The sequence below is a fragment of the Klebsiella sp. P1CD1 genome, assembly GCF_003790505.1.
GTDB classification, from domain to species: domain Bacteria; phylum Pseudomonadota; class Gammaproteobacteria; order Enterobacterales; family Enterobacteriaceae; genus Klebsiella; species Klebsiella variicola.
The window spans coordinates 4,771,140-4,790,317 of record NZ_CP033631.1 but is presented as its reverse complement, the minus strand read 5'-3'; the positions used below and the strand labels follow the sequence as shown (position 1 = coordinate 4,790,317).

Sequence of the window (19,178 nt, the reverse complement as noted above, 5' to 3'; positions counted from 1 at the left end):
ATTATTTTGTTACATTCACCAGGTTAATTGCTGAATTAACACTCATTTTGTACGCCCCAGCCTTTCTCTTCTGCCCTATCCCGCGTCTGGTCCGCCCCTCAGCCAGCAACAGGTACTGTTAACGACCGGCATAATGGCCTAAAATGCCGCTCGCGTCGCAAACTGACACTTTATATTTTCCCGCCGAAGATATTTTGTTGTTTATAACTGTTACGAGTTTGTTGGTTATTTTCTTACACGTATTCATAACGTTAATTTGCCTCGCCTGTTGATGATTTTTTCATCAGGGCTAATGTCGGCTGTAAATAATGGGTTTTTGAGCTCTGTTGGCATCCGTGCTGGCTTGACAAGCTTTTCCTCCGCTCCGTAAACTCCTTCTGGTGGGAATTTGTGGGATAAAGTGGCGAAAAGGGGTGAGGCTGGCATGTTCCGTGGAGCAACGTTGGTCAATCTCGACAGCAAAGGCCGCCTGGCCGTGCCAACGCGCTATCGCGATGGGCTGATCGAGGACGCTGCCGGTCAATTGGTATGCACCATTGACATTCATCACCCGTGCCTGCTGCTTTATCCATTGCCTGAATGGGAAATCATCGAGCAGAAATTGTCGCGTTTATCGAGCATGAATCCCGTTGAGCGGCGCGTACAGCGTTTGCTTCTGGGTCATGCCAGCGAATGTCAGATGGATAATGCCGGACGATTGCTCATCGCGCCGGTGTTACGGCAGCATGCCGGGCTGACAAAAGAAGTGATGCTGGTCGGGCAGTTTAATAAGTTTGAACTGTGGGATGAAACGACCTGGTATCAACGGGTCAAGGAAGATATCGACGCTGAGCAGTCCGCGACCGGTGAACTGTCGGAGCGCCTGCAGGATTTGTCCTTATAAAAATGATGGAAAATTATAAACATACTACGGTACTTCTGGATGAAGCCGTCAACGGCCTCAATATTCGTCCAGACGGTATCTATATTGATGGTACTTTTGGCCGCGGTGGTCACTCGCGCCTGATCCTCTCCCGGCTGGGAGCGGAAGGACGCTTGCTGGCAATCGATCGCGATCCACAGGCGATTGCCGTCGCGAAAACCATCGATGATCCCCGCTTTTCCATCGTACATGGTCCTTTTTCACAGCTCGCTGACTACGTCGACGAGCGTAATCTTACCGGTAAGATCGACGGTATTCTGCTCGATCTCGGCGTCTCTTCCCCGCAGCTTGACGATGCGGAACGCGGCTTTTCCTTTATGCGCGACGGGCCGCTGGACATGCGCATGGATCCGACGCGCGGTCAGTCCGCGGCCGAGTGGCTGCAGACGGCAGAAGAAGCCGATATCGCCTGGGTGATTAAAACCTTCGGCGAAGAGCGTTTCGGTAAACGTATCGCCCGCGCGATCGTCGAACGTAACCGTATTGAACCGATGACCCGCACCAAAGAGCTGGCGGAGGTCATTGCTGCGGCGATGCCGGTAAAAGATAAGCATAAACATCCCGCGACCCGTACCTTCCAGGCGGTGCGCATATGGGTAAACAGTGAACTGGAGGAGATAGAGCAGGCGCTAAAAAGCTCGCTCAGCGTGCTGGCCCCGGGTGGGCGGCTATCGATCATTAGTTTTCATTCGCTGGAAGATCGCATTGTGAAGCGCTTTATGCGTGAACAAAGCCGCGGTCCGCAGGTTCCGGCGGGAATACCGATGACCGAAGCGCAGCTCAAAAAACTGGGCGGCCGTGAGTTACGAGCACTAGGCAAGTTGATGCCGGGCGAAGAAGAGGTGGCAGAGAATCCACGTGCCCGTAGTTCAGTGCTGCGTATTGCAGAGAGGACGAACGCATGATCGGCAGAGTGACAGAGGCCTTAAGCAAAGTTAAAGGGTCGATTGGAAGCAACGAGCGCCATGCTTTGCCTGGCGTGATCGGGGACGACCTTCTGCGGTTTGGGAAACTGCCACTCTGCCTGTTCATTTGCATCATTATTACGGCGATTACCGTGGTCACCACCGCGCACCATACGCGCCTGCTGACCGCGCAGCGTGAACAACTGGTTCTGGAACGCGACGCCCTGGATATCGAGTGGCGCAACCTGATCCTCGAAGAGAACGCGCTCGGCGATCACAGTCGGGTTGAGCGGATCGCGACCGAGAAGTTGCAGATGCAGCACGTCGATCCATCACAAGAAAATATCGTTGTACAGAAATAAGGATTATTGCGACGGATGAAAGCAGCGCCAAAAACGCCAAAAGCAAAGCGTCAGGAAGAACAGGCCAACTTTATCAGTTGGCGTTTTGCGTTGCTGTGCGGCTGTATTCTGCTGGCGCTGACTTTCCTGCTGGGTCGTGTCGCCTGGCTCCAGGTGGTCAGCCCCGACATGCTGGTGCGTCAGGGCGATATGCGCTCGCTGCGCGTCCAGGAAGTGTCTACCGCGCGCGGGATGATTACCGACCGCTCCGGGCGGCCGCTGGCGGTCAGCGTACCGGTGAAAGCTATCTGGGCCGATCCGAAGGAGCTGCATGATGCCGGCGGGGTCACCCTGGATACGCGCTGGAAGGCGCTGGCGGACGCCCTCAATATGCCGCTGGATCAGCTGGCAACGCGCATCAATACCAATCCGCGGATGCGTTTTATCTATCTGGCGCGTCAGGTAAACCCTGACATGGCCGACTACATCAAAAAGCTAAAGCTGCCGGGCATTCATCTGCGTGAAGAGTCCCGTCGTTATTACCCTTCCGGAGAAGTGACTGCTCACCTCATTGGCTTTACCAACGTCGACAGCCAGGGGATTGAAGGGGTCGAAAAAAGCTTTGATAAATGGCTTACCGGCCAGCCGGGCGAGCGTATCGTGCGTAAAGACCGCTATGGCCGGGTCATTGAAGATATCTCTTCTACCGACAGCCAGGCGGCGCACAACCTGGCGCTGAGCATCGACGAACGTCTGCAGGCGCTGGTCTATCGCGAGCTGAACAACGCCGTGGCCTTTAACAAAGCCGAGTCGGGCAGCGCCGTGTTAGTGGACGTTAACACCGGGGAAGTGCTGGCGATGGCCAACAGCCCCTCCTATAACCCGAACAACTTCGCCGGTACGGCGAAAGACACCATGCGTAACCGCGCTATCACCGACGTATTCGAACCGGGTTCGACGGTGAAACCGATGGTGGTGATGACGGCGCTGCAGCGCGGCATCGTCAACGAAAATACCGTGCTGAATACCATTCCCTATCGAATTAACGGCCACGAAATCAAAGACGTGGCGCGTTATAGCGAATTGACCCTGACCGGGGTGCTACAGAAGTCGAGTAACGTCGGTGTTTCTAAGCTGGCGTTAGCGATGCCGTCCTCAGCGTTAGTAGATACTTACTCACGTTTTGGGCTTGGAAAGGCGACCAATTTGGGGTTGGTCGGAGAACGCAGTGGCTTATATCCTCAAAAACAACGGTGGTCTGACATAGAGAGGGCCACCTTTTCTTTCGGCTACGGGCTAATGGTAACCCCGTTACAGTTAGCGCGAGTCTACGCAACGATTGGCAGCTATGGCATCTATCGCCCGCTGTCAATTACCAAGGTTGATCCACCGGTTCCGGGCGAGCGCGTCTTCCCGGAATCACTCGTTCGTACCGTCGTTCATATGATGGAAAGCGTGGCGCTGCCCGGCGGCGGCGGCGTGAAAGCGGCGATCAAAGGCTATCGCATCGCGATTAAAACCGGTACGGCGAAAAAAGTGGGGCCGGATGGCCGCTATATCAACAAATATATTGCTTACACCGCAGGCGTTGCGCCCGCCAGCCATCCGCGCTTCGCGCTGGTGGTGGTGATCAACGACCCGCAGGCAGGTAAATACTACGGTGGCGCCGTTTCCGCGCCGGTCTTCGGTGCCATCATGGGCGGCGTATTGCGCACCATGAACATTGAGCCGGATGCGCTGGCAACGGGCGAAAAAAGTGAATTTGTAATTAATCAAGGCGAGGGAACAGGTGGCAGATCGTAATTTGCGCGACCTACTCGCTCCGTGGGTGCCAAACGCACCGGAGCGCATTCTGCGAGAGATGACGCTGGACAGCCGGGTGGCTGCTTCCGGCGATCTCTTTATCGCGGTACAGGGTCATCAGGCGGACGGGCGTCGTTATATCCCGCAGGCGATAGCGCAAGGTGTGGCTGCCATTATTGCTGAAGCGCAGGGCGAGGCTGAAGACGGTGAGATCCGTGAAATGCACGGCGTGCCGGTTATTTACCTGAGCCAGCTTAACGAACGCTTATCGGCGCTGGCCGGGCGTTTTTATCATCAGCCGTCGCAGCAGCTGCGTCTGGTGGGCGTCACCGGTACTAACGGTAAAACGACCACCACTCAACTGCTGGCGCAGTGGGCGAAGCTGCTCGGCGAAACCAGCGCAGTGATGGGGACCGTTGGCAACGGCCTGCTGGATAAAGTCGTGCCGACCGAAAATACCACCGGTTCTGCGGTAGACGTTCAGCATGTGCTCTCCAGTCTGGTCGGGCAGGGGGCAACCTTCGGCGCGATGGAAGTCTCTTCCCACGGTCTGGTGCAACACCGCGTGGCGGCGCTGCAGTTTGCCGCCTCGGTGTTTACCAATCTGAGCCGCGACCACCTCGACTACCATGGCGACATGGAGCACTACGAAGCGGCGAAATGGCTGCTGTACTCGACCCACCATTGCGGCCAGGCCATCGTCAACGCTGACGATGAAGTGGGGCGTCGCTGGCTGGCGAAGCTGCCGGATGCGGTGGCGGTGTCGATGGAAGATCATATCAATCCGAACTGCCACGGCCGCTGGCTGAAGGCCACCGCGGTCAACTATCACGACAGCGGCGCGACCATTCAGTTTGACTCCAGCTGGGGCAACGGTGAAATCGAAAGCCGCCTGATGGGCGCCTTTAACGTCAGCAACCTGCTGCTGGCGCTGGCGACGCTGCTGGCGCTGGGCTATCCGCTGGCCGATCTGCTGAAAACCGCAGCGCGTTTACAGCCGGTATGCGGCCGTATGGAAGTGTTCAGCGCGCCCGGTAAACCGGCCGTGGTGGTGGATTACGCCCATACGCCTGACGCGCTGGAAAAAGCGCTGCAGGCCGCGCGCCTGCACTGCAGCGGCAAGCTGTGGTGCGTTTTCGGCTGCGGCGGCGACCGTGACAAAGGCAAGCGTCCGCTGATGGGCGCTATCGCTGAAGAATTTGCCGACATCGTGGTGGTCACTGATGACAACCCGCGCACCGAAGAGCCGCGGGCGATTATCAACGATATTCTGGCCGGCATGCTCGATGCGGGTCATGCGAAGGTGATGGAAGGCCGCGCGGAAGCGGTCACCAACGCCGTGATGCAGGCGAAAGAGAACGACGTGGTGCTGGTGGCGGGTAAAGGCCATGAAGATTACCAGATCGTCGGCAATCGCCGTCTGGATTATTCCGACCGCGTCACCGTCGCGCGTCTGCTGGGAGCGGTAGCATGATTCGCTTTACGTTAAGCCAGCTCGCCGCGATCGCCCATGGCGAACGGCAGGGTAGCGACATCGCTATCGACGAGGTGACCTCCGATACCCGTAAAGTGACGGCGGGCTGCCTGTTTGTGGCGCTCAAAGGCGAGCGTTTCGACGCTCATGATTTTGCCGAACAGGCGAAAGCAGCTGGCGCCGGCGCGCTGCTGGTGAGCCGTCCGCTGGCCTGCGATCTCCCGCAGGTGATCGTGAAAGATACCCGCCAGGCTTTCGGCGAGTTAGCCGCCTGGGTGCGTCAGCAGGTACCGACCCGCGTCGTCGCCTTGACCGGCTCGTCCGGTAAAACCTCGGTCAAAGAGATGACCGCGGCGATCCTTAGCCAGTGCGGCAACACACTGTATACCGCTGGCAACCTGAACAACGATATCGGTGTACCGATGACGCTGCTGCGCCTGACTAAAGAGCATCAGTACGCGGTGATCGAACTCGGCGCCAACCACCAGGGCGAAATCGCCTGGACCGTCAGCCTGACGCGTCCGGAAGCCGCGCTGGTCAACAACCTTGCTGCGGCGCACCTCGAAGGTTTCGGCTCGCTGGCGGGCGTGGCGAAGGCGAAGGGCGAAATCTATACCGGTCTGCCGGAAAACGGCATCGCCATTCTCAATGCTGATAACAACGACTGGCTGAACTGGCAGGCGGTGATTGGCGATCGCAAAGTGTGGCGCTTCTCACCGAATGCGGCCAACAGCGACTTCACGGCGACCAACGTGCAGATCACCAGCCACGGTACCGAATTTACGCTGCAGACCCCAACCGGCAACGTTGACGTCCTGCTGCCGCTGCCGGGACGCCATAACATCGCTAACGCGCTGGCGGCGACCTCGCTGGCGATGGCGGTAGGCGCCGATCTGGCGGCGGTAAAAGCCGGTCTGGCGCAGCTGAAGGCCGTTCCGGGGCGTCTGTTCCCGATCCGGCTGACGGAGAGCCAGCTGCTGCTGGATGACTCCTACAACGCCAACGTTGGTTCGATGACCGCGGCGGTGCAGGTACTGTCAGAGATGCCCGGCTTCCGGGCGATGGTGGTCGGCGATATGGCGGAGCTTGGCGCGGAAAGCGCGGCCTGCCATCGCGAAGTCGGCGAGGCAGCGAAAGCGGCGGGGCTGGATTGCGTCCTCAGCGTCGGCACCTTGAGCGCGGATATCAGCCGCGCCAGCGGCGTGGGCGAACATTTTAATGATAAAGCCGCAGTAGTGGCTCGCCTGCGCGAGCTGCTGGCGGAGCACAAGATAATGACCATTTTAGTGAAGGGTTCACGTAGTGCCGCCATGGAAGAGGTAGTACGCGCATTACAGGAGACTGGGACATGTTAGTATGGCTGGCCGAACATTTGGTCAAATATTATTCCGGCTTTAACGTCTTTTCTTATCTGACGTTTCGCGCCATCGTCAGCCTGCTGACCGCGCTGTTCATCTCGTTGTGGATGGGCCCGCGCATGATCGCCCGTCTGCAAAAACTCTCCTTCGGCCAGGTCGTACGTAACGACGGTCCGGAGTCCCACTTCAGCAAACGCGGCACGCCGACCATGGGGGGGATCATGATCCTCACTGCGATCACCGTCTCCGTTCTGCTGTGGGCTTACCCCTCCAACCCGTACGTCTGGTGCGTACTGACGGTATTAATCGGCTACGGGATCATCGGCTTTGTTGATGATTACCGTAAAGTCGTGCGCAAAGATACCAAAGGCCTGATCGCCCGCTGGAAGTATTTCTGGATGTCGGTGATCGCGCTGGGCGTGGCGTTCGCGCTCTATCTGGCCGGGAAAGACACCCCGGCGACCGAGCTGGTGGTGCCATTCTTTAAAGACGTGATGCCGCAGCTGGGCCTGCTCTATATCCTGCTGGCTTACTTCGTTATCGTCGGTACCGGCAACGCCGTCAACCTGACCGATGGCCTCGACGGCCTGGCGATTATGCCGACCGTCTTCGTCGCTGCCGGCTTTGCGCTGGTGGCATGGGCCACCGGCAACATGAACTTCGCCAACTACCTGCACATTCCCTATCTGCGCCATGCTGGCGAGCTGGTGATCGTCTGTACGGCGATTGTCGGCGCGGGTCTGGGCTTCCTGTGGTTTAACACCTATCCGGCGCAGGTCTTTATGGGCGACGTCGGTTCGCTGGCGCTCGGCGGCGCGCTGGGCATTATCGCCGTGCTGCTGCGTCAGGAATTCCTGCTGGTGATTATGGGCGGTGTTTTCGTCGTGGAGACTCTGTCGGTGATCCTGCAGGTTGGCTCCTTTAAGCTGCGCGGTCAGCGCATCTTCCGTATGGCGCCGATTCACCATCACTATGAACTGAAGGGCTGGCCGGAGCCGCGCGTTATCGTGCGCTTCTGGATTATTTCGCTGATGCTGGTGCTGATTGGCCTGGCGACGCTGAAGGTACGTTAATCATGGCAGATTATCAGGGTAAAAAAGTCGTCATTATTGGGCTGGGTATGACCGGCCTGTCATGCGTGGACTTTTTCATGGCGCGCGGCGTGACGCCGCGTGTAATGGACACCCGCGTCGCGCCTCCGGGGCTGGATAAATTACCCGAATCGGTCGAATGCCATGTCGGCGGACTCAATGATACCTGGCTGCTGGCGGCGGATCTGATTGTCGCCAGTCCCGGCATCGCGCTGGCCCATCCTTCACTGAGCGCGGCAGCCGATGCAGGCGTAGAGATCGTTGGTGATATCGAGCTGTTCTGCCGCGAGGCGCAGGCGCCGATTATCGCCATTACCGGCTCTAACGGCAAAAGCACTGTCACTACTCTGGTGGGCGAGATGGCGAAAGCGGCCGGGGTTAACGTCGGCGTGGGCGGTAATATCGGCCTGCCGGCGCTGATGCTGCTGGACACCGATCGTGAGCTATATGTGCTGGAGCTCTCCAGCTTCCAGCTGGAAACGACCTCCAGCCTGCAGGCTGTGGCGGCAACCATCCTCAACGTGACTGAGGACCATATGGACCGCTACCCGCTGGGGCTGCAGCAGTATCGCGCGGCGAAGCTGCGGATTTACGAGAATGCAAAAACCTGCGTGGTGAACGCGGACGATGCGCTCACGATGCCGGTACGCGGGGCGGACGATCGCTGCATCAGCTTTGGTGTCGATGTCGGTGACTACCACCTTAACCGTCAGCAGGGCGAAACCTGGCTGCGCGTTAAAGGTGAGAAAGTCCTCAATGTGAAAGAGATGCCTCTCACCGGTCAGCATAACTACAGCAACGCCCTGGCGGCACTGGCGCTGGCCGATGCCGCGGGCCTGCCGCGGGCCAGTAGCCTCAAGGCATTAACCACCTTTACTGGCCTGGCCCATCGCTTTCAGCTGGTGCTGGATCACAACGGCGTACGCTGGATTAACGACTCGAAGGCAACCAACGTCGGCAGCACCGAGGCGGCGCTGAACGGCCTGCAGCTGGATGGCACGCTGTATCTTCTGCTGGGCGGCGACGGCAAGTCCGCTGATTTCACCCCGCTGAAGCGCTACCTCGGCGGCGATCGTATCCGTCTGTACTGCTTTGGTCGCGACGGCGCCGAGCTCGCCGAGCTGCGTCCTGACGTGGCGGTACAAACTGAAACCATGGAACAGGCGATGCGTCAGATAGCGCCCCTGGTGAAAGCGGGCGACATGGTTCTCCTGTCGCCGGCGTGCGCCAGCCTGGATCAGTTTAAGAATTTTGAACAACGGGGCGATATGTTTGCCCGTCTGGCGAAGGAGTTAGGTTGATGCGTTTCTCTCTCCCACGCCTGAGAATGCCGCAGCTGAGCTTGCCACGGTTGAGACTGCCGCGACTGCCGGGGATGTTTATCTTCGCCTGGCTGTTCGCCGCGCTGAAAGGCTGGGTGATGGGCTCGCGCCCGAAAGATAACGACAGTCTGGTGATGTATGACCGGATGCTGCTATGGCTGACCTTCGGCCTGGCGGCGATCGGCTTTATCATGGTGACCTCGGCGTCGATGCCGGTGGGGCAGCGCCTGGCGAACGATCCTTTCCTCTTTGCCAAGCGTGACGGCCTGTACATTGTGCTGGCCTTTGTCCTCGCGCTGGTGACGCTGCGCCTGCCGATGGATTTCTGGCAGCGCCACAGTACCGCGATGCTGATCGCTTCGATCGTTATGCTGCTGATCGTGCTGGTGGTGGGTAGCTCGGTAAACGGCGCATCGCGCTGGATCGCCCTCGGCCCGCTGCGCATCCAGCCGGCGGAGTTCACCAAGCTGTCGCTGTTCTGCTATATCGCCAACTATCTGGTGCGTAAAGCGGATGAAGTGCGTAACAACCTGCGCGGGTTCTTAAAACCGATGGGCGTGATTTTCGTGCTGGCGATCCTGCTGCTGGCGCAGCCTGACCTCGGTACCGTGGTGGTGCTGTTCGTCACCACGCTGGCGATGCTGTTCCTTGCCGGCGCGAAGCTGTGGCAGTTCATCGCCATTATCGGCATGGGTATCTCGGCGGTGGTCCTGCTGATCCTCGCCGAACCGTACCGTATTCGCCGCGTGACCTCCTTCTGGAACCCATGGGAAGACCCGTTCGGCAGTGGTTACCAGCTGACCCAGTCGCTGATGGCCTTTGGCCGCGGCGAGATGTGGGGGCAGGGCCTCGGCAACTCAGTGCAAAAACTGGAGTATTTGCCGGAAGCGCACACTGACTTTATCTTCGCCATTATCGGCGAAGAACTCGGTTATATCGGTGTGGTACTGGCGCTTTTAATGGTATTCTTCGTCGCTTTCCGCGCCATGTCGATTGGCCGTAAAGCGCTGGAGATCGATCATCGCTTCTCCGGCTTCCTCGCCTGTGCGATTGGTATCTGGTTTAGCTTCCAGGCGTTAGTTAACGTCGGGGCGGCGGCGGGGATGCTGCCGACGAAAGGTCTGACGCTGCCGCTGATCAGTTATGGTGGTTCCAGTCTGCTGATTATGTCGACGGCCATCATGTTGTTGTTGCGAATAGATTATGAAACGCGTCTGGAAAAAGCCCAGGCGTTTACACGGGGTGTTCGATGAGCGGTCAGGAAAAGCGGTTGATGGTGATGGCGGGCGGTACCGGCGGGCATGTGTTCCCGGGGCTGGCGGTCGCGCACCATTTAATGGACCAGGGCTGGCAGGTTCGCTGGCTGGGTACCGCCGATCGTATGGAAGCGGATTTAGTGCCGAAAAACGGCATCGAGATTGATTTTATCCGTATCTCCGGCCTGCGTGGCAAAGGGATAAAAGCGCAACTGTTGGCGCCGGTGCGTATCTTCAACGCCTGGCGTCAGGCGCGAGCGATCATGAAGCGTTTCCAGCCGGATGTGGTGCTGGGCATGGGCGGCTATGTCTCCGGGCCTGGCGGTCTGGCGGCGTGGTCGTTGGGGATCCCGGTGGTCCTCCACGAACAAAACGGTATTGCCGGTCTGACCAACAAATGGCTGGCGAAGATTGCGAAGAAAGTGATGCAGGCGTTTCCCGGCGCGTTCCCGCATGCGGACGTGGTCGGGAACCCGGTGCGTACCGATGTACTGGCGCTGCCGCTGCCGGGTCAGCGTCTGGTGGGGCGTCATGGACCGATTCGCGTGCTGGTGGTCGGTGGCTCTCAGGGCGCGCGCGTCCTGAACCAGACTATGCCGCAGGTGGCGGCGAAGCTCGGTGATGCGGTGACCATCTGGCATCAGAGCGGCAAAGGTGGCCAGCAAACCGTGCAACAGGCCTATGCCGCTGCGGGGCAGCCGCAGCATAAAGTGACGGAATTTATTGATGACATGGCCGCGGCCTATGCCTGGGCTGATGTCGTGGTTTGCCGTTCCGGCGCGCTGACGGTCAGCGAAATCGCGGCTGCAGGTTTACCGGCGCTGTTTGTACCCTTCCAGCACAAAGATCGTCAGCAGTACTGGAATGCGCTGCCGCTGGAGAAAGCCGGCGCGGCGAAAATTCTTGAACAGCCTGAGTTCACGGTAGAGGCGGTTGCCTCTACCCTGGCGAGCTGGGATCGGGAAACGTTGCTGGATATGGCGGAACGAGCGCGTGGCGCTTCGATTCCGGACGCTACCGAGCGAGTAGCAGAAGAGGTCAGCGCCGTAGCTTTGGCGCGCTAATTGCGGTGATTTTCACCGCCCGAATGACAGAAGTTGATGGCGTAAAGAATGAATACACAAGATTTGGCAAAACTGCGTTCCATAGTGCCCGAGATGCGTCGCGTCCGGCACATTCACTTTGTCGGCATCGGCGGTGCCGGTATGGGCGGTATTGCCGAAGTGTTGGCTAATGAAGGTTACCAGATCAGCGGCTCCGACCTGGCGCCGAATCCGGTGACCCAGCAGCTGTCGCAGCTTGGCGCCACTATTTATTTCAACCATCGCCCGGAAAACGTGCGCGATGCCAGCGTTGTGGTCGTTTCCAGCGCGATTTCCGCAGATAACCCGGAAATCGTTGCCGCACACGAAGCGCGCATTCCGGTGATCCGCCGTGCGGAAATGCTGGCGGAGCTGATGCGCTTCCGCCACGGGATTGCGATTGCCGGAACTCACGGCAAAACCACTACCACCGCGATGGTGTCCAGTATTTACGCCGAAGCCGGGCTCGACCCGACCTTCGTCAACGGCGGGCTGGTGAAAGCGGCGGGCGTGCATGCCCGTCTCGGCCATAGCCGTTATCTGATTGCGGAAGCGGATGAGAGCGATGCGTCGTTCCTGCATCTGCAGCCGATGGTCGCGATTGTGACCAACATCGAAGCCGACCATATGGATACCTACCATGGCGACTTCGAAAATCTGAAGCAGACCTTTATTAACTTCCTGCACAACCTGCCGTTCTACGGACGCGCGGTGATGTGCGTGGACGATCCGGTTATTCGTGAACTGCTGCCGCGCGTCGGCCGGCAGATCACCACCTACGGTTTTAGCGACGACGCCGACGTTCGCGTCGAGGACTACCGTCAGCTTGGGGCTCAAGGCCATTTTCGCCTGGTGCGTCAGGATAAAGAGATCCTGCAGGTCACGCTCAATGCCCCGGGACGCCATAACGCATTGAACGCGGCGGCGGCGGTGGCCGTGGCGACGGAAGAGGGGATTGACGACCAGGCGATCCTGCGCGCGCTGGAAAGTTTCCAGGGAACCGGACGCCGCTTTGATTTTCTTGGCGAGTTTCCGCTGGCGGAAGTCAACGGCAAGCCGGGCAGCGCGATGCTGATCGATGACTACGGCCACCACCCGACGGAAGTGGACGCCACCATCAAAGCCGCGCGCGCTGGCTGGCCGGATAAAAATCTGGTGATGCTGTTCCAGCCGCACCGTTATACCCGTACCCGCGATCTGTATGACGATTTCGCCAACGTGCTGACCCAGGTCGATGCGCTGCTGATGCTGGATGTCTATCCGGCGGGCGAAGCGCCGATCCCGGGCGCCGATAGCCGTTCACTGTGCCGTACGATCCGCGGTCGCGGTAAAGTTGACCCAATCCTGGTCTCTGACCCGGCCCAGGCCGCGGAGATGCTGGCGTCGGTGCTGACCGGTAACGATTTAGTGCTGGTGCAGGGCGCGGGCAATATCGGAAAAATTGCCCGTCACCTGGCTGAAATCAAACTGGCTCCGCAAAAAACGGAGGAAGAGCGCCATGGCTGATAAAATCGCGGTGCTTTTCGGTGGAACCTCCGCTGAACGTGAAGTGTCGCTGAATTCAGGCGCCGCGGTGCTGGCCGGGCTGCGTGAAGGCGGGGTGGATGCCCATCCGGTCGACCCGCGCGACATCGATATTACCCAGTTAAAAAATCTGGGCTTTAAGAAAGCGTTTATTGCCCTCCATGGCCGCGGCGGGGAAGATGGCACATTGCAGGGGCTGCTGGATCTGATCCAGTTGCCTTATACCGGCAGCGGGGTGATGGCCTCTGCGCTGTCGATGGATAAACTGCGCAGCAAATGGCTGTGGCAGGGGGCGGGATTGCCGGTCGCGCCGTGGGTCGCGCTGACCCGCGCCCAGTTTACTGCAGGACTTTCTGCTGCCGTTGAACAACAGATTGCGGCGCTGGGCCTGCCGGTCATCATCAAGCCGAGCCGTGAAGGCTCCAGCGTCGGGATGTCGAAAGTCAGCGAAAGCTGTGATTTACCGAGTGCATTGGCGCTGGCTTTTCAGCATGATGATGAAGTTTTGGTCGAAAAATGGCTTAGTGGGCCGGAATTTACCGTCGCCATCGTCGGTGAAGAAATTTTACCGTCAATACGTATCCAGGCCGCGGGAACCTTCTATGATTATGAGGCGAAGTATCTGTCTGATGAGACGCAATATTTCTGCCCTGGATTTGAAGATCCCGCGCGTGAGTCAGACATCCAGAGCCTGGTGCTTAAAGCCTGGAATGTTCTGGGGTGTAAAGGCTGGGGCCGTATTGACGTGATGCTGGACAGCGATGGCCAGTTTTATCTGCTGGAAGCAAATACTTCCCCGGGCATGACCAGCCATAGCCTTGTACCGATGGCGGCGCGTCAGGCAGGAATGAGCTTCTCCCAGCTTGTTGTACGAATTCTGGACCTGGCGGGGTGATATGTCGCAGGCTGCGCTGAATACGCGGAACCATGAAGAGGACGTTTCTTCTTCGCGTCGGAGTAATGGAACGCGGCTGGCAGGGATCGTTTTCCTGCTGGCGGTGCTGTTTACCGTGCTGGTCAGCGGGTGGATGGTTCTTGGCTGGATGGAAGATGCGCAGCGCTTGCCGCTGTCGAAGATGGTGGTGACCGGCGAGCGTCACTATACGCGCAATGATGACATCCGCCAGGCGATTCTGGCGTTGGGTTCACCGGGTACTTTCATGACTCAGGATGTGAACATTATTCAGAGTCAAATTGAACGCTTGCCGTGGATTAAGCAGGCGAGCGTCCGTAAGCAGTGGCCCGATGAATTGAAGATTCATCTGGTTGAATATGTGCCGATTGCGCGCTGGAATGATCAACATATGGTGGATGCAGAAGGAAATGCCTTCAGCGTACCGGCGGATCGCACCAGCAAACAGAATTTACCGATGTTATACGGCCCGGAAGGCAGCGAGAACGAAGTGCTGCAAGGGTATCGTGACATGGGGCAGGTGCTGGCAAAGGATAAATTCACGTTGAAAGTGGCGGCGATGACCGCCCGTCGCTCCTGGCAGTTGACGCTTAATAATGACATTAAGCTCAACCTTGGCCGTGGCGATACCATGAAACGGCTTCAGCGCTTTATGGAACTCTACCCGGTTCTCCAGCAGCAGGCGCAGACCGACGGCAAACGGATTAGCTACGTTGATTTGCGTTATGACTCGGGTGCGGCAGTGGGCTGGGTACCTGCTCCCGTAGAGGAAACTAATCAACAACAGAATCAGGCACAGGCAGAACAACAATGATCAAGGCGACGGACAGAAAACTGGTAGTTGGACTGGAGATTGGCACCGCTAAGGTGGCCGCTTTAGTAGGGGAAGTTCTGCCCGACGGCATGATTAATATCATCGGCGTGGGCAGTTGCCCATCACGTGGTATGGATAAAGGCGGTGTGAACGACCTCGAGTCGGTGGTGAAATGCGTACAGCGCGCCATCGACCAGGCCGAACTGATGGCGGATTGCCAGATTTCATCAGTTTATTTGGCACTTTCGGGTAAACATATAAGCTGTCAGAATGAAATCGGGATGGTACCGATTTCGGAAGAAGAAGTGACGCTGGATGACGTTGAGAACGTGGTCCACACCGCGAAGTCGGTTCGCGTCCGCGATGAACATCGCGTCCTGCACGTGATTCCGCAGGAATATGCCATCGACTACCAGGAAGGGATTAAAAATCCGGTAGGGCTGTCTGGTGTGCGTATGCAGGCGAAGGTGCATCTGATTACCTGCCATAACGATATGGCGAAAAACATTGTTAAAGCGGTGGAACGTTGCGGTCTGAAAGTTGACCAACTTATTTTCGCCGGGTTAGCGGCCAGTTATTCGGTATTAACAGAAGACGAACGTGAGCTGGGCGTCTGCGTCGTGGACATCGGCGGTGGTACAATGGATATCGCCGTCTACACCGGCGGCGCATTGCGTCACACCAAAGTGATCCCGTACGCCGGGAACGTGGTGACCAGCGATATCGCCTATGCCTTTGGTACGCCGCCGAGCGATGCCGAAGCGATTAAGGTTCGTCACGGTTGCGCATTAGGTTCCATCGTCGGTAAAGACGAAAACGTCGAAGTCCCGAGCGTAGGCGGACGTCCGCCGCGCAGCCTGCAGCGTCAGACGCTGGCAGAGGTGATTGAACCGCGTTATACCGAGCTGCTTAATCTGGTCAACGAAGAGATCCTGCAGCTGCAGGAACAGCTTCGCCAGCAGGGTGTCAAACATCATCTGGCGGCAGGGATTGTGTTAACCGGCGGCGCGGCGCAAATTGAAGGCCTGGCGGCCTGTGCGCAGCGGGTATTCCATACCCAGGTGCGTATTGGCGCGCCGCTGAACATTACTGGTTTAACGGATTACGCCCAGGAGCCGTATTATTCGACGGCGGTTGGGCTGCTGCACTACGGCAAAGAGTCACATTTGAGTGGTGAAGCGGAAGTCGAAAAACGCGTGACGGCGTCAGTGGGCTCGTGGATTAAACGACTCAACAGCTGGCTGCGAAAAGAGTTTTAATTTTTTAAGAGAACGCAGACAATTAGCGTTCTCAGGCGACAGGCACAAGACGGAGAGAAACTATGTTTGAACCTATGGAACTGACCAACGACGCGGTGATTAAAGTCATCGGCGTCGGTGGCGGCGGCGGTAACGCCGTTGAACACATGGTGCGCGAGCGCATTGAGGGTGTTGAATTCTTCGCGGTGAACACCGATGCGCAGGCGCTGCGTAAAACGGCTGTTGGCCAGACTATCCAGATCGGTAGCGGTATTACCAAAGGTCTGGGCGCTGGCGCGAACCCGGAAGTCGGCCGCAATGCGGCGGACGAAGACCGCGAAGCGCTGCGTGCGGCCCTTGATGGCGCAGACATGGTGTTCATCGCGGCAGGCATGGGCGGCGGTACCGGTACCGGTGCGGCGCCAGTGGTTGCGGAAGTGGCGAAGGATCTGGGTATCCTCACCGTTGCGGTGGTCACGAAGCCGTTTAATTTCGAAGGCAAGAAGCGCATGGCGTTTGCTGAGCAGGGGATCACCGAGCTGTCCAAGCACGTTGACTCACTGATCACCATCCCGAACGACAAGCTGCTGAAAGTACTCGGCCGTGGTATTTCTCTGCTCGACGCGTTCGGCGCGGCAAACGATGTACTGAAAGGCGCGGTGCAGGGTATCGCCGAACTGATTACGCGTCCGGGCCTGATGAACGTCGACTTCGCGGACGTCCGTACCGTGATGTCAGAAATGGGCTACGCGATGATGGGCTCCGGCGTGGCGAGTGGTGAAGACCGTGCGGAAGAAGCGGCTGAAATGGCTATCTCTTCTCCGCTGCTGGAAGATATCGACCTGTCCGGCGCGCGCGGCGTACTGGTTAACATTACTGCGGGCTTCGACCTGCGTCTGGATGAGTTCGAAACCGTGGGTAACACCATCCGTGCCTTTGCGTCGGATAACGCGACCGTGGTTATCGGGACCTCTCTGGACCCGGATATGAACGACGAGCTGCGCGTGACCGTGGTGGCGACTGGTATCGGCATGGACAAGCGTCCGGAAATTACCCTGGTGACCAACAAACAGGTTCAGCAGCCGGTGATGGATCGCTACCAGCAGCACGGTATGTCGCCGCTGACGCAAGAGCAGAAGCCGGCAGCAAAAGTGGTGAACGACAATACGCCGCAAACCGCGAAAGAGCCGGATTATCTGGATATCCCAGCCTTCCTGCGTAAGCAAGCCGATTAAGAATCGACTGGAAGTTGGGCATCTGCGCTCTTTGTGCTAAACTGGCCTCCCGATAGTGGTGTACACTTCGGTTGGATAGGTAAATTGGCGAGATTATACGATGATCAAACAAAGGACTCTTAAACGTATCGTTCAGGCGACTGGTGTCGGTTTGCATACCGGCAAGAAAGTCACACTGACGTTACGCCCTGCGCCGGCAAATACCGGGGTCATCTATCGTCGCACCGACTTGAATCCACCGGTAGATTTTCCGGCTGATGCCAAATCTGTGCGTGATACCATGCTCTGTACTTGCCTGGTTAATGAGCATGACGTGCGGATTTCTACGGTTGAACACCTGAACGCCGCATTGGCTGGCCTGGGTATCGACAACATTATTGTTGAAGTCGATGCGCCGGAAATCCCGATTATGGACGGCAGTGCGGCTCCGTTCGTTTATCTGTTGCTGGACGCCGGCATCGATGAACTGAACTGCGCCAAGAAATTTGTTCGTATCAAAGAGACGGTTCGCGTCGAAGATGGCGACAAATGGGCTGAATTCAAACCGTACAATGGTTTTTCGCTGGATTTCACCATCGATTTTAACCATCCGGCGATTGATGCCAGCACCCAGCGCTATACGCTGAACTTCTCGGCCGATGCGTTCATGCGTCAGATTAGCCGTGCGCGTACCTTCGGTTTCATGCGCGATATCGAATATCTGCAGTCCCGCGGCCTGTGCCTGGGCGGCAGCTTCGATTGTGCCATCGTTGTTGACGATTATCGCGTACTGAACGAAGACGGTCTGCGCTTTGAAGACGAATTTGTTCGCCACAAAATGCTGGATGCGATCGGTGACCTGTTTATGTGTGGTCACAACATTATCGGCGCATTCACGGCGTACAAATCGGGTCACGCGTTGAATAACAAACTGCTGCAGGCGGTCCTGGCAAAACAGGAAGCCTGGGAGTATGTGACCTTCGAAGACGACGCAAAACTGCCTATGGCGTTCCGCGCACCGTCGATGGTTCTGGCGTAAGCCTGACCATTCAGTAAATTCGACTGGTAACCTGGTACTCTCTCCGACCAGGGAACCAGTCGTTTTTCTTTTATAACCCCTTCCAGTTATTTTTCGCAGTGATTGTCGGGCAATAATTAGCGCGCGTTCGCTGTTTTATTAAGCGTTTTCCCCGGGCAATCGCCTTCATTCATGCTGCCTCAGCGCGGTAATAATGTTAGTATTTGAGCGCAAAATTATTTCTCCGGGTTGCTTTACCCCGTGGATGTCAGGGTGTCCTGCAAAAAACGCTAATTAAGAGGCAGCCTGAACGACGACGGGTATACCAACGAAAGGTAATGAAAGTGAGTGGATTGCTGACGCGCTGGCGACAGTTTGGCAGACGGTATTTTTGGCCGCATCTCCTGTTGGGGATGGTCGCGGCCAGCTTCGGCCTGCCCGCGCTTAGCAACAGCCACGAAACCGCGACGCCGGCGAAGGCAACGTCCAGCAACCATAATCCGAGCAAAGTTAACTTCTCTCAGCTGGCGCTGCTGGAGAGTAATCGTCGGCCGAACTTTACCGTCGACTACTGGCATCAGCACGCCATTCGCACCGTTATTCGTCATCTCTCCTTCGCGATGGCGCCACAGGCATTGCCGGTGGCGGAAGAAACTTCCCCGCTGCAGGCCCAACATCTGGCGCTGCTTGATACGCTCAGCGCGCTGCTGACCCAGGACAGCACGCCGCCGGTGGTGATCCGCCAGGTGGCTTACATCTCTTCCTCATATTCTGCCTTCCGCGTGAGCGCCTGGATTAGCCAGGTTGCGGGGATCCGCGCAGGACCTCAACGTCTCAGCTGAAAATAACCACGGACCATCCTATTTTTTGTGACTCCGCACCGCGGGGCGTTTGAGATTTTAT

At 57.7% G+C, this 19,178-nt stretch carries 17 protein-coding genes; all 17 read left to right on the top strand.

The features are described 5' to 3' along the window. Positions 1–424 precede the first annotated feature (424 nt). The gene (gene mraZ, locus DTA24_RS23715) at positions 425–883 is read left to right on the top strand and encodes a division/cell wall cluster transcriptional repressor MraZ (protein WP_012542858.1); all 459 of its coding nucleotides are present in this window, start codon (positions 425–427) and stop codon (positions 881–883) included. Between the two features lie 2 nt (positions 884–885). Then, complete coding sequence (gene rsmH, locus DTA24_RS23710) at positions 886–1,827, top strand: 16S rRNA (cytosine(1402)-N(4))-methyltransferase RsmH (RefSeq protein WP_008807438.1); 942 nt, start codon at positions 886–888, stop codon at positions 1,825–1,827. Continuing rightward, on the top strand, positions 1,824–2,189 hold the full coding sequence (gene ftsL, locus DTA24_RS23705) for a cell division protein FtsL (RefSeq protein WP_002888550.1): 366 nt from the start codon (positions 1,824–1,826) through the stop codon (positions 2,187–2,189). Before rsmH ends, ftsL begins: the two co-directional genes overlap by 4 nt. Positions 2,190–2,204: 15 nt before the next feature. Next, positions 2,205–3,971, top strand: coding sequence for a peptidoglycan glycosyltransferase FtsI (locus DTA24_RS23700; protein ID WP_008807437.1), 1,767 nt, complete (start codon positions 2,205–2,207; stop codon positions 3,969–3,971). Beyond that, positions 3,958–5,445, top strand: a complete 1,488-nt coding sequence (gene murE, locus DTA24_RS23695; protein WP_008807436.1) for a UDP-N-acetylmuramoyl-L-alanyl-D-glutamate--2,6-diaminopimelate ligase — start codon at positions 3,958–3,960, stop codon at positions 5,443–5,445. Before DTA24_RS23700 ends, murE begins: the two co-directional genes overlap by 14 nt. Then, positions 5,442–6,800, top strand: coding sequence for a UDP-N-acetylmuramoyl-tripeptide--D-alanyl-D-alanine ligase (gene murF / locus DTA24_RS23690; RefSeq protein WP_012968939.1), 1,359 nt, complete (start codon positions 5,442–5,444; stop codon positions 6,798–6,800). Before murE ends, murF begins: the two co-directional genes overlap by 4 nt. Further along, positions 6,794–7,876, top strand: a complete 1,083-nt coding sequence (mraY, locus tag DTA24_RS23685; protein ID WP_008807434.1) for a phospho-N-acetylmuramoyl-pentapeptide-transferase — start codon at positions 6,794–6,796, stop codon at positions 7,874–7,876. The genes murF and mraY overlap by 7 nt, the downstream gene beginning before the upstream one ends. A 2-nt stretch (positions 7,877–7,878) precedes the next feature. Next, positions 7,879–9,195 (top strand): UDP-N-acetylmuramoyl-L-alanine--D-glutamate ligase, encoded by a 1,317-nt coding sequence (murD, locus tag DTA24_RS23680; protein WP_008807433.1) that lies wholly within the window; start codon positions 7,879–7,881, stop codon positions 9,193–9,195. Further along, positions 9,195–10,469 carry a cell division protein FtsW gene (gene ftsW / locus DTA24_RS23675; protein WP_004204337.1) on the top strand — a complete coding sequence of 425 codons (1,275 nt, stop codon included), beginning with the start codon at positions 9,195–9,197 and terminating at the stop codon, positions 10,467–10,469. Before murD ends, ftsW begins: the two co-directional genes overlap by 1 nt. Further along, the gene (murG, locus tag DTA24_RS23670; RefSeq protein ID WP_008807432.1) at positions 10,466–11,536 is read left to right on the top strand and encodes an undecaprenyldiphospho-muramoylpentapeptide beta-N-acetylglucosaminyltransferase; all 1,071 of its coding nucleotides are present in this window, start codon (positions 10,466–10,468) and stop codon (positions 11,534–11,536) included. The genes ftsW and murG overlap by 4 nt, the downstream gene beginning before the upstream one ends. 48 nt (positions 11,537–11,584) lie before the next feature. Next, positions 11,585–13,060: a UDP-N-acetylmuramate--L-alanine ligase gene (gene murC / locus DTA24_RS23665; RefSeq protein ID WP_008807431.1), complete on the top strand. Its 1,476-nt coding sequence runs from the start codon at positions 11,585–11,587 to the stop codon at positions 13,058–13,060. After that, positions 13,053–13,973, top strand: a complete 921-nt coding sequence (locus DTA24_RS23660) for a D-alanine--D-alanine ligase (RefSeq protein ID WP_008807430.1) — start codon at positions 13,053–13,055, stop codon at positions 13,971–13,973. Before murC ends, DTA24_RS23660 begins: the two co-directional genes overlap by 8 nt. Before the next feature lies 1 nt (position 13,974). Beyond that, a complete protein-coding gene (gene ftsQ / locus DTA24_RS23655; RefSeq protein WP_008807429.1) occupies positions 13,975–14,805 on the top strand; it encodes a cell division protein FtsQ in 831 nt (276 codons plus the stop codon). Then, a complete protein-coding gene (gene ftsA / locus DTA24_RS23650; RefSeq protein ID WP_004204343.1) occupies positions 14,802–16,064 on the top strand; it encodes a cell division protein FtsA in 1,263 nt (420 codons plus the stop codon). Before ftsQ ends, ftsA begins: the two co-directional genes overlap by 4 nt. Positions 16,065–16,126: 62 nt before the next feature. Then, a complete protein-coding gene (gene ftsZ, locus DTA24_RS23645; RefSeq protein ID WP_002888628.1) occupies positions 16,127–17,278 on the top strand; it encodes a cell division protein FtsZ in 1,152 nt (383 codons plus the stop codon). A 100-nt stretch (positions 17,279–17,378) separates the two neighbouring features. Then, a complete protein-coding gene (lpxC, locus tag DTA24_RS23640) occupies positions 17,379–18,296 on the top strand; it encodes a UDP-3-O-acyl-N-acetylglucosamine deacetylase (RefSeq protein ID WP_002888632.1) in 918 nt (305 codons plus the stop codon). A 323-nt stretch (positions 18,297–18,619) separates the two neighbouring features. Next, on the top strand, positions 18,620–19,117 hold the full coding sequence (gene secM, locus DTA24_RS23635; protein ID WP_049245540.1) for a secA translation cis-regulator SecM: 498 nt from the start codon (positions 18,620–18,622) through the stop codon (positions 19,115–19,117). Positions 19,118–19,178: the final 61 nt, after the last annotated feature.